General features: G+C 60.5%; 10 protein-coding genes and 2 rRNA genes. 4 read left to right on the top strand and 8 right to left on the bottom strand.

Annotated elements, in window-relative coordinates; genetic code table 11:
- Positions 1-129: 129 nt before the first annotated feature.
- Entirely contained in the window at positions 130-1,980 is a 1,851-nt protein-coding gene (locus tag BLT98_RS09285; RefSeq protein WP_092608560.1) for an ABCB family ABC transporter ATP-binding protein/permease, read from the bottom strand.
- A gap of 61 nt (positions 1,981-2,041) precedes the next feature.
- On the opposite strand from BLT98_RS09285, the gene BLT98_RS09280 reads away from it, so the two are divergent.
- Together BLT98_RS09280 and BLT98_RS09275 are read left to right on the top strand one after the other, a co-directional pair.
- Positions 2,042-2,482: an acyl-CoA thioesterase gene (locus BLT98_RS09280; protein WP_052139932.1), complete on the top strand. Its 441-nt coding sequence runs from the start codon at positions 2,042-2,044 to the stop codon at positions 2,480-2,482.
- A 42-nt stretch (positions 2,483-2,524) separates the two neighbouring features.
- Positions 2,525-4,114: an alkaline phosphatase D family protein gene (locus BLT98_RS09275; RefSeq protein ID WP_092607150.1), complete on the top strand. Its 1,590-nt coding sequence runs from the start codon at positions 2,525-2,527 to the stop codon at positions 4,112-4,114.
- 3 nt (positions 4,115-4,117) lie between these two features.
- On the opposite strand, the gene BLT98_RS09270 is transcribed toward BLT98_RS09275, so the two are convergent.
- The 4 genes from BLT98_RS09270 to BLT98_RS09255 form a co-directional block, all read right to left on the bottom strand.
- The gene (locus BLT98_RS09270; protein ID WP_070254812.1) at positions 4,118-5,800 is read right to left on the bottom strand and encodes a long-chain-fatty-acid--CoA ligase; all 1,683 of its coding nucleotides are present in this window, start codon (positions 5,798-5,800) and stop codon (positions 4,118-4,120) included.
- A 55-nt stretch (positions 5,801-5,855) separates the two neighbouring features.
- A complete protein-coding gene (locus BLT98_RS09265; RefSeq protein ID WP_070254814.1) occupies positions 5,856-7,538 on the bottom strand; it encodes a long-chain fatty acid--CoA ligase in 1,683 nt (560 codons plus the stop codon).
- Positions 7,539-7,814: 276 nt separating this feature from the next.
- Entirely contained in the window at positions 7,815-8,864 is a 1,050-nt protein-coding gene (locus BLT98_RS09260; RefSeq protein WP_092607147.1) for an aminopeptidase, read from the bottom strand.
- Position 8,865: 1 nt separating this feature from the next.
- Positions 8,866-10,941, bottom strand: a complete 2,076-nt coding sequence (locus BLT98_RS09255; protein WP_092607144.1) for a molybdopterin-containing oxidoreductase family protein — start codon at positions 10,939-10,941, stop codon at positions 8,866-8,868.
- 206 nt (positions 10,942-11,147) lie between these two features.
- On the opposite strand from BLT98_RS09255, the gene BLT98_RS09250 reads away from it, so the two are divergent.
- Positions 11,148-12,341 carry a M20 aminoacylase family protein gene (locus BLT98_RS09250; protein ID WP_070281832.1) on the top strand — a complete coding sequence of 398 codons (1,194 nt, stop codon included), beginning with the start codon at positions 11,148-11,150 and terminating at the stop codon, positions 12,339-12,341.
- A gap of 1 nt (position 12,342) precedes the next feature.
- Here the strand turns inward: BLT98_RS09250 and BLT98_RS09245 are convergent, their stop codons facing one another.
- Positions 12,343-13,227 carry an NAD(P)-dependent oxidoreductase gene (locus BLT98_RS09245; RefSeq protein ID WP_280141213.1) on the bottom strand — a complete coding sequence of 295 codons (885 nt, stop codon included), beginning with the start codon at positions 13,225-13,227 and terminating at the stop codon, positions 12,343-12,345.
- Positions 13,228-13,343: 116 nt separating this feature from the next.
- On the opposite strand from BLT98_RS09245, the gene BLT98_RS09240 reads away from it, so the two are divergent.
- Positions 13,344-13,916 (top strand): acyloxyacyl hydrolase, encoded by a 573-nt coding sequence (locus tag BLT98_RS09240; protein WP_225317447.1) that lies wholly within the window; start codon positions 13,344-13,346, stop codon positions 13,914-13,916.
- A 223-nt stretch (positions 13,917-14,139) separates the two neighbouring features.
- Here the strand turns inward: BLT98_RS09240 and rrf are convergent.
- Together rrf and BLT98_RS09230 are read right to left on the bottom strand one after the other, a co-directional pair.
- Positions 14,140-14,252, bottom strand: a 5S ribosomal RNA gene (gene rrf / locus BLT98_RS09235).
- 139 nt (positions 14,253-14,391) lie between these two features.
- Positions 14,392-14,471 (bottom strand): 23S ribosomal RNA (locus BLT98_RS09230); the annotation flags it as partial.

Raw genomic sequence — 14,471 nt, 5'->3', positions numbered from 1 at the left:
TGGAATTAATTTTATTTCATTTTCAGCGCCGGACTAGCCGTTTTCTGCGATTGCCCTCAAATAGGCGCTATACGCGCGCCTGAATCAGCGCGGCTGTAGCATTTTTCCTACTGATTTCCCCTTCCCGATTTATTTTGCCGGCGCCAGCCCCGCCAACTCCTCTTCTTGCGCCTCATCGTCCATATTCGCCTGCTGGCGTTGCCACATCTGCGCATACAAGCCATTCGCGGCCAGCAATTGCGGATGCGTGCCCCGCTCGACGATGCGGCCATGGTCGAGCACCAGGATTTGCTGGGCGTCGGCCACCGTCGACAAACGGTGCGCAATGACCAGGGTGGTACGGTTCCTGGCGATGTCCTTCAGCTGCGCCTGGATGGCCTGCTCGGCCTTCGAATCAAGCGCCGAGGTGGCTTCATCGAAGATCAAAATAGCCGGGTCTTTCAGCAAGGTGCGGGCAATCGCCACGCGCTGCTTTTCGCCGCCCGACAGTTTCAAGCCCCGCTCGCCCACCATGGAGTTGTAGCCATCTGGCAAGCTTTCAATAAAATCATGGATCGATGCCGCTTTGGCGGCCGCCACGATGGCATCCTTGCTGGCGCCCGGCTTGCCGTAGGCTATGTTGTATTCGATGGTGTCGTTGAACAGTACCGTGTCCTGCGGCACGATGCCGATGGCCGCGCGCAGGGAATCCTGCGTGATGCCGCGCAAGTCCTGGCCATCGATGGTGATGCCGCCGCCATCGACTTCATAGAAGCGGAACAGCAAGCGCGACAGGGTCGACTTGCCCGAGCCGCTATGCCCCACCACGGCCGTGGTGGTACCGGCGGGGATCTGGAAATCCACGTCGAACAGGATTTGCCGCTTGGCTTCGTAGCTGAAATCCACATGGTCAAAACGCACGGCTGCGCCCCGCGTGACGAGCGGCTTGGCTTCCGGCGTGTCGGCGATTTCGCGGTTTTCGTTCAGCAAGGAAAACAGGCGTTCCATGTCGGCCAGGCTTTGCTTGATTTCGCGGTAAATGACCCCTAAAAAATTGAGGGGAATATACAGCTGGATCATGAAGGCATTCACCAGCACCAGGTCGCCCAGGGTCATCGTGCCGGCGATCACGCCCACCGTGGCGCGCCATAAAATCAAGGTGACAGCCGTGGCGATGATCAAGGACTGGCCCGTATTGAGCAGGGACAGGGAAGTCTGCGATTTCACGGCCGCCGATTCATAGCGCTGCAAGCCTTCGTCGTAGCGCTTCGCTTCGTAATCCTCGTTGCCGAAGTATTTCACGGTTTCATAGTTGATCAACGAATCGATGGCCTTGGTATTGGCTTTTGAATCGAGGTCGTTCATGGTGCGGCGGAAATGCGTGCGCCAGTTCGTCACCAGCACGGTAAACGCGATATAGGACACCAGCGCCACGGCCGTGATGACGGTGAACCAGATGTCGTAATGCAAGACCAGGTAGCCGAGCACGAGGGTGATTTCCACCAGGGTCGGCAAGATGTTGAACAAGGTATAGGAAATGAGCGAGCCGACGCTGCGCGTGCCCCGTTCGATGTCGCGCGTCATGCCGCCCGTCTGGCGGTTCAAGTGAAAGCGCAGGGACAGCGCATGCAGGTGGCGGAACACTTGCAGCGCGATGGTGCGCACGGCCCGTTGCGTGACCCGCGCAAACAGGAATTCTCGCAATTCCGTAAACAGGGTGGTCGACAGGCGCAGCAAGCCATATGCCACCAGCAAGCCGACGGGCAGTACCAGCAGCGCCTGGGGATGGGTCGCCGTGATCGTCATGGCGTCGACGAGTTTTTTCAGGATCAGGGGCACGCCCACGTTGGCCAGCTTGGCGCCCACCAGACATAGCAGCGCCAGCAGCACCCGCCATTTGTAGACCCACAGATACGGCAGCAAGGTCTTGATGGTGGCGAAATCGCTGTGGCTGGCGGAAGCTGGCGAGCGGGGAGGAGGGGGAGTCTGGGAACGGCGCATGGCGAAGGTCGGCTTTTTATGGTTCAATCGGGGCAATTGTAGCCTTTCATGAGAATAAAAGATGAGCACCTCCCCCGACCGCCCCGACAACTGCCTCGCCTCCGGCCTGCCCGCCGGAAAAATGCCGGAATTGCGCATGATGCCCGCGCCGTCCGACGCCAATGTGTACGGCGACGTGTTCGGCGGCTGGATCATGGCGCAGGTCGATATCGCCGGTTCCCTGCCGGCCACGCGACGTGCCAACGGCCGCGTCGCCACCATTGCCGTCAATTCCTTCGTCTTCAAAAACCCCGTCTTCGTCGGCGATCTGCTCTCCTTCTACGCCGACATCGTCAAGGTTGGCAATACCTCGATCACCGTCAATGTCGAGGTGTATGCCGAGCGCAACCGCCTGCAGGCATGCATCGTGAAAGTCACGGAGGCAACCCTGATCTACGTGGCGACGGACTCCGACCGCAAGCCGCGCAAGGTGCCGCCCATCGAGACCTTGCTGTCGCCTTGATTGTCGCTGTTACATTAATCCCACGTTTTATTTTCAGACGGCATGGATAGCCAGCGCCGCATCTTTCTGCAGAGTGCCGCGCGCATCGGAGCGCTGGCCGCCGCTGGCAGCGTGCTGTCCGGTTCCAGTGCGGGCGCCGCCACGCGCCTGAATGGCGCCGGCTACCCGTTTGCGCTCGGTGTCGCTTCCGGTTCGCCCTTGCCGGACGCCGTCGTGCTGTGGACACGCATCTGCTACGACCCGCTGCACGCGACCGCCACGCCCGCCATCGCCCTGAACGTGCGCTGGGAAGTGGCTGACGATGAAGGTTTTCGCCGCATCGCCGCCAAGGGCCAGGCCACGGCCACACCCGCCCTCGCACATAGCGTGCACGTCGACGTGGGCGGTTTGACACCCGGGCGCTGGTATTGGTACCGCTTCATGCTGGGCGACGCCGTCAGCCCCGTGGGCCGCACGCGCACGGCGCCCGCCGCCGATACCCTGCCCGCCTCGCTGAAACTGGCCGTCGCCTCGTGCCAGCACTGGGAATTCGGCGCGTATGCGGCGCACCGGCACATCGCCGCGGCCGCGCCCGACCTGGTGGCATTCCTCGGCGATTACATCTATGAATGGGGCCCGTACCAGTTGCAGCATCCGAGCCGGGCCGTGCGCACGCATGAAAGTTTCAGCCTGGACGACTACCGCGCCCGCTACGCGCAATACAAGAGCGACCGCGATTTGCAGGGCGCGCACCTGGCCGCGCCATGGATCGTCACCTGGGACGACCATGAAGTGGCCAACGATTACGGCAATGACCGCGACGAGTTGCTCACGCCCACCTTTTTGCAGCGCCGCGCGGCCGCCTACCAGGCGTTTTATGAACATATGCCGCTACGGCTGCTGCCGCTGGGACGGCGGGGCTTCGTCGACATGCGCATCTACCAGCGCTATGACTGGGGCAGGCTGGCGCGCTTTCACGTGCTGGATGACCGGCAATACCGCGCCTATCACGCGTGCGCCAGGCCGGGTCGCGGCGGCTCCAATTCCGTTACCACGCGCAACTGTCCCGACCTGCTGAAACCGCAGCGCACCATGCTGGGCAAGGAACAGCAGCGCTGGCTGCAAGCCGGCCTCGATGATTCTCCCGCGCGCTGGAATATCCTGGCCCAGCAAACCCTGATGGCGCAATCGAGCCAGGTGCCCATCCTGCGGCCCGGCGACGAACGCATCTGGACCGATGGCTGGGATGGCTATCCGCTGGCGCGCCAGCACCTGCTCGACACCTTGCGCAGCAGCAAGGCCAGCAACCCGCTGGTGCTGTCGGGCGACGTGCACACTTTTTATGCCACGGAACTGAGCCGCAATGCCATGCGGTCCACCGGCAGGGACAATCCCGTGCTGGCCACGGAGTTTTGCGGCACCTCCATCACCTCGAGTTCCCGCCCGCAGGCGCGGACGGAGCAGTACGTGGCGATGAACCCGCACATCCGTTACGGACGCAGCGACAAGCGCGGCTATATGTGGATGGAAATCACGCCAGAGAAAACCACGACCCTGTTCCAGGGCCTGGAGAACGTGCGCGACAGCACCTCTGCCATCGCGACACTGGCCAGCTTTGTCGTGCGCGACGGCAAGGCTGGCTTGCAAAGCTGAAGCCTAGGCAACCTTCTTTTCATCGCGCAATTGACGGCGCAAGATCTTGCCGACATTGGTCTTCGGCAACTCATCGCGGAACTCGATGTATTTCGGTTTCTTGTAGGCCGTCAATTCATGCTTGCAATGCTCGCGGATCTGTTCCACCGTCAGGTTTGGATCCTTGCGCACGACAAACACTTTCACGGCTTCGCCCGCGTTGGCATCCGGCACGCCGATGCATGCGCACTCGAGCACGCCCGGGCACGAAGCGACCACGTCTTCCACCTCGTTCGGATACACATTGAAGCCGGACACGATGATCATGTCTTTCTTGCGGTCCACGATCTTCACATAGCCACGCTCATCCATGACACCCACGTCGCCCGTCTTGAAGAAACCGTCGGCCGTCATCGACTTGGCCGTCTCGTCCGGACGCTGCCAATAGCCCGCCATCACTTGCGGGCCGCGCACGGCGATCTCGCCCGGCTCGCCCAGCGGCACTTCCACGCCATCGTCGTTCAGGATCGCCACTTCCGTCGAAGGGAAAGGCAAGCCAATGGTGCCCGTAAATTCCGTGATATCGACGCGGTTACCCGTCACCACGGGTGAAGTTTCCGACATGCCATAACCTTCAATCAGCGGGCAGCCCGTCAGCTTCAACCAGCGCTCGGCCACATTACGCTGCAAGGCCATGCCGCCGCCATTGCACACTTTATAGCTGGAGAAATCGAGCTTGGCGAAGTCGGCATTGTTCAGCAGCGCGTTGTACAAGGTATTGACGGCCGGGAAAACGACGATCTTGTGCTTGGACAATTCCTTGACGAAACCGGGGATGTCGCGCGGGTTGGGAATCAACACGTTCAAGCCGCCCACGCGCATGCCCATGAGGGCGCTGACCGTCAGCGAATAGATGTGATACAGGGGCAAGGCGCACATGAATCCCATCGAGGTGGCGCGCATTTCCTTGGTCATCACGGGCGAAATCCACGCCTCGTTTTGCAGCACGTTGGCGATCACGTTACGGTGCAACAACATCGCGCCTTTCGACACACCCGTCGTGCCGCCCGTGTATTGCAGGAAGACGATATCGTCATGCCCCTGCTGCACCGGCGTCAGGCTCAGACGTGCGCCTTCGGCCAGCATCTTGTTGAAGCTGATGGCGCCCGGCAAGGAAAACGCAGGCACCATTTTCTTGATCTTGCGCACGACGAAGTTGACAATCGTGCCTTTGAGTCCACCGAGCATGTCGCCCATGGTGGCGACGATCACATGCTTGACCTGGGTATGCGGCAGCACCTGCTCGACCGTGGTGGCGAAGTTTTCCAGCACGATGATCGCTTCGCTGCCCGAATCGACCAGCTGATGCTGCAATTCACGGGGCGTGTACAGCGGATTGACATTGACCACCGTGTAGCCGGCACGCAGGATCGCCGCCATCGCCACCGGATACTGCAGCACGTTCGGCAGCATGATCGCCACGCGCGCGCCCGTCTTCAGGCCCTTGCTTTGCAGCCAGGCTCCCATCTGCAGCGACAGCTTGTCGAGCTCGCGATAGGTAAGGAATTTATCCATGCACACGAAGGCGTTGCGGTCCGCATATTTCTGGAACGACTCTTCCAGCAAATGCGTGACGGAACGGTATTGCGTGCAATCAATCTCTGCGGGAACGCTGTCCGGGTACGACTTCAACCAAATCTTGTCCATCTCGCCTCATCTTTATCTGTAAAAGGGATGCGCCTCCTGGCGCATCCCACACTGTTTATGTTGCTATCTTCGTTTCGTCACGCAGGGCGCGACGCAAAATCTTGCCGACGTTGGTCTTCGGCAGCTCATCGCGGAACTCGATGTATTTCGGCCGCTTGTAGCCTGTGAATTGTTCCTTGCAATACGCGGCCAGCACTGCCTGGGTCAGGTTCGGATCCTTACGCACGACAAATACTTTCACGGCCTCGCCCGAGTGTTCGTCCGGCACGCCCACGCAGGCGCACTCGAGCACGCCCGGATGGGCCGCGATGACGGCTTCCACTTCATTCGGATACACATTGAAGCCGGAGACGAGGATCATGTCTTTCTTGCGGTCGACGATCTTCACGTAGCCGCGCTCATCCATGATGCCCACGTCACCGGATTTAAAGTATCCATCGGGCGTCATGACCTTGGCCGTTTCATCGGGACGGTTCCAGTAGCCGCTCATCACTTGCGGGCCGCGGATGGCGATTTCGCCCGTCTGCCCCAGCGGCACTTCCTTGCCGTCATCGTCGAGGATGGCGATATCGGTCGACGGAATCGGCAAGCCGATGGTACCGGAGAACGCCGTGCTGTCGGCGCGGTTGCAGGTAGCGACAGGCGACGTTTCCGACAGGCCATAGCCTTCGATGATGGACACGCCCGTCACTTGCAGCCACTTGTCGTTGACGGCTTGCTGCACTGCCATGCCGCCGCCATTGGCGATCTTCAAGCCCGAGAAATCAAGCTTGGCGAAATCGGGGTGGTTCACCAGCGCGTTATACAGCGTATTGACCGCTGGCAGCAGGTTGAATTTGTACTTGCCCAGCTCCTTGATCAAGCCCGGGATATCGCGCGGATTCGGGATCAGGATATTCAGCGCGCCCACGCGCGTGCCCCACATCGCGCACGCCGTCAGGGCAAAGATATGGTACAGCGGCAAGGCGCAGACAATGATCAGCTGCTCCTTGCTGTTCTGGTCGAGCGCCGCGCCCGACCACGCTTCGCTCTGCAGCACGTTGGCGATCACATTGCGGTGGCTCAAGGTCGCGCCTTTCGACACGCCCGTCGTGCCACCCGTGTATTGCAGGAAGGCAGCGTCATTGATGCTCAGCTCGACAGGCGTGAGTTTCATGCGGCTGCCCAGCGCCAGCGCCTGCTTGAAACGCATGGCATTCGGCAAGGAGTACGCGGGCACCATCTTCTTGACGTTGCGCACGACAAAATTGACGATCATGCCCTTCAAGCCACCCAGCATTTCGCCCATGCTGGCGACGACGATGTGCTTGACGGCCGTCTTGCCCAGCACTTGCTCTAGCGTATGGGCAAAGTTTTCCAGCACGATGATGGCTTCGCTGCCCGAATCATTGAGCTGATGCTCGAGTTCGCGCGGCGTATATAGCGGATTGACGTTGACCACCGTGTAGCCGGCGCGCAGGACGGCGGCAATGGCCACCGGATACTGCAGCACGTTTGGCATCATCAGAGCGACACGCGCGCCCTTCTTCAGGCCACGGCTTTGTAGCCAGGCACCCAGCTGGCGCGAATAGGTGTCGAGTTCGGCATAGGTGAGAAATTTGTCCATGCAGACATAGGCATTGCGATCCGCATATTTTTGAAACGCTTCTTCCAGCAAATGTACCAGCGAACGATATTGATCAGGATTGATGTCGGCAGGTACGCCGGGCGGGTACGACTTCAGCCAAATTTTGTCCATCCTGTGCCTCTTGTCTCGAATAATCGTGGGGGAGCCGGCGCACCCTGCCGGCGCGGATCATTGCTGCGGATTCTGTCGTCCTGCAGTCAGTTTGAGCATTCTGACGAGCAATTGCTCTATGCTACTAATGCGATGCTATCGGGCGCCGGGCTTCCATGCAAGCGCTTTCAACAGTATTCGAGCGGCAACTCTAGGGGTATTTTATGCTGCAACGCAACATGCCAAATATACTGTTGCAGGATCGGTTGCCCTGACGTGCGAGACAATCTTTACGGGTCAGGGGCTGGACAATTGTTCCAGCGCCTGCCTGCGCTCAGGCTTCTTGATCTGGGCCATTGTGTGCACTGCAGCATAAAAAGCACGAAAGTTCTTTTTTTCTTCCAGCAATTTTTTGAAGGCAGGCAAAAATTCATTGTAGGTAGACACGGAAGCCAGGTGCGCATTGCTCAATGGCTGCTCGAACCAGCGGTCGTAACCGGCAAAACCACCCCAGTTTGTCTTCACTACCTGATACGCGTCTTGCAATGCCGCAAACACCTGCGCCTTGCGCGCCCGCTTGTCCGCATCGCTGGCGTCGCTCGCATACACCGACTCCAGTTCACCCCGGTATTTCAGCAGCAGGGCGAGGAAATCCTGGCGCCGCGCCGCGTACTGGGCGTACGCCGCGCGCATGGCGTCGTTGCCCTCGCGCGCCAGCCAGCGCTGCACGCCCGCCTCTTCCACGGCACTGGCAAACGACTCGTTGAAGGCCGAATCACCGGGCACGTACACCACCTGGTGCGCCAGTTCATGGAAGATCAGGCGTGCCAGCTCCGCATCGTTGTAATTGATAAAGGTCGACAGCAGGGGATCGTCGAACCAGCCCAGGGTGGAATAGGCGGGCACGCCGCCCACCTGCACGTCGTAATGCTGGGCCCGCAGTTCGTCGGCATACGCGAGCGCCTCCTCCTTGCTGTAATAGCCGCGGTAATTGACGCAGCCGGCAATGGGAAAACACCATTGCAGCGGCTGCAGCGACAGTTCCGGCGTGGCCACCACGTTCCACAGCACAAACGGGCGCCGCAGGGAGGCGTAATTCTTGTAGCTGCCATTGTCGGGCAAGTCCAGCTCGCTGACGGCAAAGCGGCGAATTTGCTGCGCCTTGGCCAGGCGCACTTTCAGGCGCGGCTCGGTGGCCGGGTCGTCGAGCCAGTCGCCGATGGGCCGCGCGCCCGACCACAAGGCATATTGCCCCTGCGCCGCTTGCGTGTAGTAGCGCAGCTGCGTGCAGCCGCCCAGCAGCAGGCACACCGTGCCGACAAGCAAGCGGGTCGGCCAAGGCGCCATGTCAGGCGGCCTTTTCCACTTCGACCAGCGTATCGTAGAAGGTCGGCGCTCGGCCCATGTCCGTCAGGCGCTGGCTGGTCACTTCATTGGCATTCTTGCCGTCGCTGGCGAGCTTCTTCCACCACACGGACAAGCCCACGACCAGGCCCCGTCTCGCCTTGTCCGTCACCCTGGCCTTGGCCATAAAACTGCCGCGGTCATTGAAGATGCGCACCATGTCGCCGGCCGCGATGCCGCGCGCGGCGCAATCGTCAGGGTGGATATCGAGGTGCGGCTCGCCTTCGGCCGCGCGCAGGCTTTTGACGTTGACGAACGTGGAATTGAGGAAATTGCGTGCCGGCGGGGAAATCATGGCCAGCGGATAACGGGCCGCCAGTGCAGGATTGCTGGCTTGCGATTCGTGCGGTGCGATATACGCCGGCAAGGGATCGAGTCCCGCCTGCGCCATGGCGCTGGAATAGAACTCGCACTTGCCCGATGGCGTGGGGAAACCGCCCTCGGCAAATGGCGCCTCGGCCATGGCCAGCTTTTGCCAGCCCGTGCGTTTCAGCGATTCCCAGTCGAAATGCACGGCGCGCGCATCCGTCGCATCGAACGCCTTGGCCGCCAGCGCATCGTCGCTTTCCTGAAAGCACGGGTCATCAAAGCCCATGTGCTGCGCCAGCAAGCGGAAGATTTCCGTATTCGCTTTCGCTTCACCCAGCGGCGCGACGGCCGCATTGTTCGCCATCATGTACAGGTGGCCGTAGGTGGAATGCGCATCGACGTGTTCCAGCTGCGTGGTGGCGGGCAGTACAATGTCGGCGTAATCGACGGTATCGGTCTGGAAGTGTTCGAGCACGACCGTAAATAGATCCTCGCGGGCAAATCCCTGCGCCACTTTCGAGGAATCGGGCGCCACCGCCAGCGGGTTCGAGTTGTAGACGATCACGGCTTCCACTTGCGGACCGAACTCGGCGGAGCTTGCTTTCAATAAATCGTCGCCGATGGTGCTCATGTTGATGGTGCGCGGCGTGCCTTTCAATAAATCCGGGCGCTGCAGAGCCTTGCGGTTGACGGGGAAGGAACCCGAGCTCGACAGTTGCATGCCGCCGGCCGGATGGCGCCAGGCGCCCGTCAGCGCGGGCAGGCAGGCGATATTGCGCACGGCCATGCCGCCGCCATGCACGCGCTGCACGCCGTAGTTGGCACGGATGGTGGCGCCCTCGCCAGAGCGGCATGCCTGGCCGTACAGGCGCGCCAGTTCCACCACTTCAGTGGCCGTGATGCCGCACACCTCGGCTACGCGCTCGGGCGGCCATTCCAGGGCCCGCTGTTTCAGTTCAGCATAGCCGATCGTGTACTGCGCGATATAGTCATGGTCGATCAGGTCTTCGGTGATCAGCACATGCATCAAGCCCAGCGCCAGGGCCGCATCGGTCCCCGGCAGCAAGGCAATATGCTGGTGGCACTTTTCGGCCGTCAGCGAACGGTAGGGGTCGATGGCGATCAAGGTAGCGCCATTGCGCTTGGCCTCTTGCGCGCGCATCCAGAAGTGCAAATTCGAGGCGATCGGGTTGCCGCCCCAGATAATGATCAATTTCGCGTTCTGGAACTGCTCCATGTCCGTGCCGATGCTGGCGCCCACCGTGTAGCGGTAACCCGTGGCACCGGCCGAGGCACAGATGGTGCGGTCCAGCAGGGAAGCGCCGAGCTGGTTGAAGAAGCGCGACGACATCGATTCGCCCTGCACCAGGCCCATGGTGCCACAGTAGCTGTACGGCAAGATCGCCTGCGGATCGCGCGCGGCGATCGGTTTCAAGCGCGCCGCGATGATCTGCAATGCCTCTTCCCAGCTGATGCGCTCGAACTTGCCTTCCCCCTTCTTGCCCACGCGGCGCAGCGGATGCAGCAGCCGGTCCGCATGGTAGGTGCGCTCCGTGAAGCGCGACACCTTCGTGCACAGCACGCCAGCCGTGGTCGGATGGTCGGGATCGCCCTTGACGGCGGTGGCCACCCCATCGGTCACGGTGACCAGCAAGGCGCAGGTATCGGGGCAATCGAGCGGGCAGGCGGCGCGCACTTGGGTGGTGGTCATGGGGCAATCCGAAAACGTTGGGGGAAGGCGATACTGTAAACCATTCCGCGCGCTTGCTGTTGGCGCCGTGGCAAGCACGTCCGTGCGCTGGATTTACCCGGCAAACAAGGGCTACAATGCACTATTAGCCGCGCCTGTTTTTGATCAAACGAGCGCGGTCCGGCGCGCCATACATTGCTGCGTGCCAGCATCCACAGGAGAGTCCCATGAAACTAGTTGATCCGATCTTGGCGTTTCAATCCGAGCTGCAAGGTATCCGCCGCGACCTGCACGCGCATCCCGAGCTGTGCTACGAAGAACAGCGCACCTCGGACGTGGTCGCCGCCAGACTGACGGAATGGGGCATTCCCGTGGTACGCGGCCTGGGCCGCACTGGCGTGGTCGGTATCATCAAAAATGGTACTTCGACACGCGCCATCGGCTTGCGCGCCGATATGGATGCCTTGCCGATGCAGGAAATGAATACCTTCGAGCATGCTTCACGCCATCCGGGCAAGATGCACGCCTGCGGCCATGACGGCCACACGGCCATGCTGCTGGGCGCCGCCCATTACCTGGCGCAACACCGCCATTTCGACGGCACCGTGTATCTGGTCTTCCAGCCGGCGGAAGAAGGCGGCGCCGGCGCGCGCGAAATGATCGAAGACGGCTTGTTTACCCGCTTTCCCATGGATGCCATCTACGGCATGCACAACTGGCCGGGCGCCGAAACGGGCACCCTGAGCGTGGTAGAGGGGCCAATGATGGCGTCAAGCAATGAATTCCACGTCACCGTCAAAGGCAAGGGCGCCCATGCGGCCCAGCCCCACAAGGGTATCGACCCCGTCATGGTGGCCGTGCAAATCGCGCAAAGCTGGCAAACCGTCATCACGCGCAACAAGAGCCCGCTCGACACGGCCGTGCTGTCGATCACGCAAATCCATGCGGGCAGCGCCACCAATGTGATTCCCGATGACGCCAGCCTGGTCGGCACCGTGCGCACCTTCACCACGCCCGTGCTGGACTTGATCGAAGAGCGCATGCGCGAAATCGCCGTGCACACCGCCGCCGCCTTCGGCGCGGAGGTCGACTTTCACTTCAAGCGCAACTATCCGCCGCTGGTCAACCACGCGAAAGAAACGGCGTTTGCCGTCGAAGTCATGCAAAGCGTGGTGGGCGCGGACAAGGTCAACGCGAATGTCGAGCCGACCATGGGCGCGGAAGATTTTGCTTTCTTCCTGCAAGAAAAGGCCGGTTGCTATATCTTCATCGGCAATGGCGATGGCGAGCACCGCGATGGTGGCCATGGCCTGGGTCCGTGCGTCTTGCACAATGGCAGCTACGACTTCAACGACAAGCTGCTGCCCATCGGCGCCAGTTTCTGGGTCAAGCTGGCCGAAGCGAGCCTGCCCGTCGCTTGATTTATCCCAGCTTATCCGGACCGGTGCCCAGGCGCTGCCCCGGATTCAACGCTTCCAGGGCCAGCAAGGCTGCCGCATGGTCCGCCGTCGGGTAGGTGGCGGCGATGCTTTCATAGCGCTGCGTCACCAGTTGCGTCACCGGCAAGGTGACGTGTGCCGCCTCGGCCGCCGCGAGGATATTGTGCATATCCTTGACCTGGCTCTTCACTTGGCCACCAGCAACAAAATTGCGCTCCAGCATGCGCTGGCCATGCACCTCTAAAATCTTGCTTTCGGCAAAACCGCCACGGATCGCTGCCCGTACAGCGCTCGCATCGGCGCCGGCCGCCTGTGCCAGCAACAGCGCCTCGGCCACGATATTCAGGGTGGCGCCGACGATCAGCTGATTGCACAACTTGGCGACCTGGCCACTGCCGGCCGGTCCCACCAGGGTCGGGCGCCCCATGGCCGTCAAGATATGCTCCACGCGCGCATAATCGCCGGTGCTGGCGCCAGCCATGATGGCCAGGTTGCCTGCCTGGGCCCCACCGACGCCGCCCGACACGGGCGCATCGATGAAGGCATGGCCTGCCGCGTGCAAGATGGCATGAAATTGCTGGGCTTCTGATTGCTTGGTGGAACTCATGTCTATCCATAGCGCCCCAGTTGCCAGGGCCGGCAACGCGTCCTGCAGCACCTGCGCCACGATGGGACCGGCTTCCAGCATCGAGATGACCACGTCCGCGCCATTGACCGCTTCAGCCACGGAAACAACGGGCTGCGCGCCTGCCGCACGCAGGACTTGGGCCTTGCTGTGCGTGCGATTCCAAATTGTGACAGAATATCCAGCGTGCAGCAGGCGCCGGACCATCGGATCCCCCATCAGACCGATACCGAGAAATGCGATTTTTGTAGAGAATGTCAATTGAACCCCTGAGATCAACAAGTGGCGAAAGCGGCAGGCAAAGCAAGCTTGCGTCTGCGCAAACAAGACAAGACAACAGCCTATCGGCCAATTTTACGATGAAAGCCTCTATGTTCTTCAAGAAGAATCTCCTCAAATCCATCGCCGCCGTGACCGCGCTGATGGCGGCCAATGCCGGCTTTGCCGCCGACGGCAAACTGATCGACTCCGTCTACGGCGAATATGCCAAGGGCGTGAAGGTACAAATGGTACGCGCCGGCGTGACCTCGAACTGGGATAAGGCCTGGTTCGTATCGAATGGCACGCAGCTGAGCGGTTACTGGGATGCCAGCATTGGCGGCTGGGATGCCAAGAGCTATCAGAATGTCCCTGGCCAGCATCAAAAACTGTGGGACCTGGGCTTTACCCCCGTTTTCCGTTTTGAAAATACGAATAAGCTGGGTTTTTATGCGGAAGCCGGCATCGGCGTGCACATGCTGTCGAAACTGTACAACAACGATGATGACCGCCTGTCGACCCACTTCCAGTTCGGCGACCATATCGGCGTCGGCTATGTCTTCAATAACAAATGGGAAGTCGCTGCGAAGATCCAGCATTTCTCGAACGGCGGCTACAAGAAACCGAATAGCGGCGTCAATTACCTGAACGTCAAAGTCGCTTACCATTTTTAATGGTTGTGATAAATGACAAAGGCAGCGCGTAGCGCTGCCTTTTTTTACGCCTGCTGAACCGAACACCCGGGGTCAGACCCTCCACACCGCCAACGCCAGATTCGACGCCAACGCGCGAGGGGGTCTGACCCCAGCCTTCGTTTGGGGTTCGCCATCACAAACCGCCAGACGAAAAAAAACCCGACCATTTCTGATCGGGTTTTTCTCTTACTGCGAATAACAAGCCTGACGATAACCTACTTTCACACTGGTTGCAGCACTATCATCGGCGCAAAGTTGTTTCACGGTCCTGTTCGGGATGGGAAGGGGTGGGACCAACTTGCTATGGTCATCAGGCATAACTTGTACTGGCGTTTGTCTCCTGTGGGACGACAAGGCCATGAATCTGGAAGAAGCAAAGATTGGGGTAATGACTGGTAGTATCAACACACACGCAACGTTGTACCGTCTTATCCTCTGTACCTGCTAAGGTTATAGGGACAAGCCGTACGGGCAATTAGTACTGGTTAGCTTAATGCATTACTGCACTTCCACACCCAGCCTATCAACGTCCTG

This window comes from Janthinobacterium sp. YR213 (genome assembly GCF_900099875.1).
Taxonomy (GTDB): domain Bacteria; phylum Pseudomonadota; class Gammaproteobacteria; order Burkholderiales; family Burkholderiaceae_D; genus Janthinobacterium; species Janthinobacterium lividum.
This window is presented reverse-complemented; position numbering and strand designations above follow the sequence as displayed.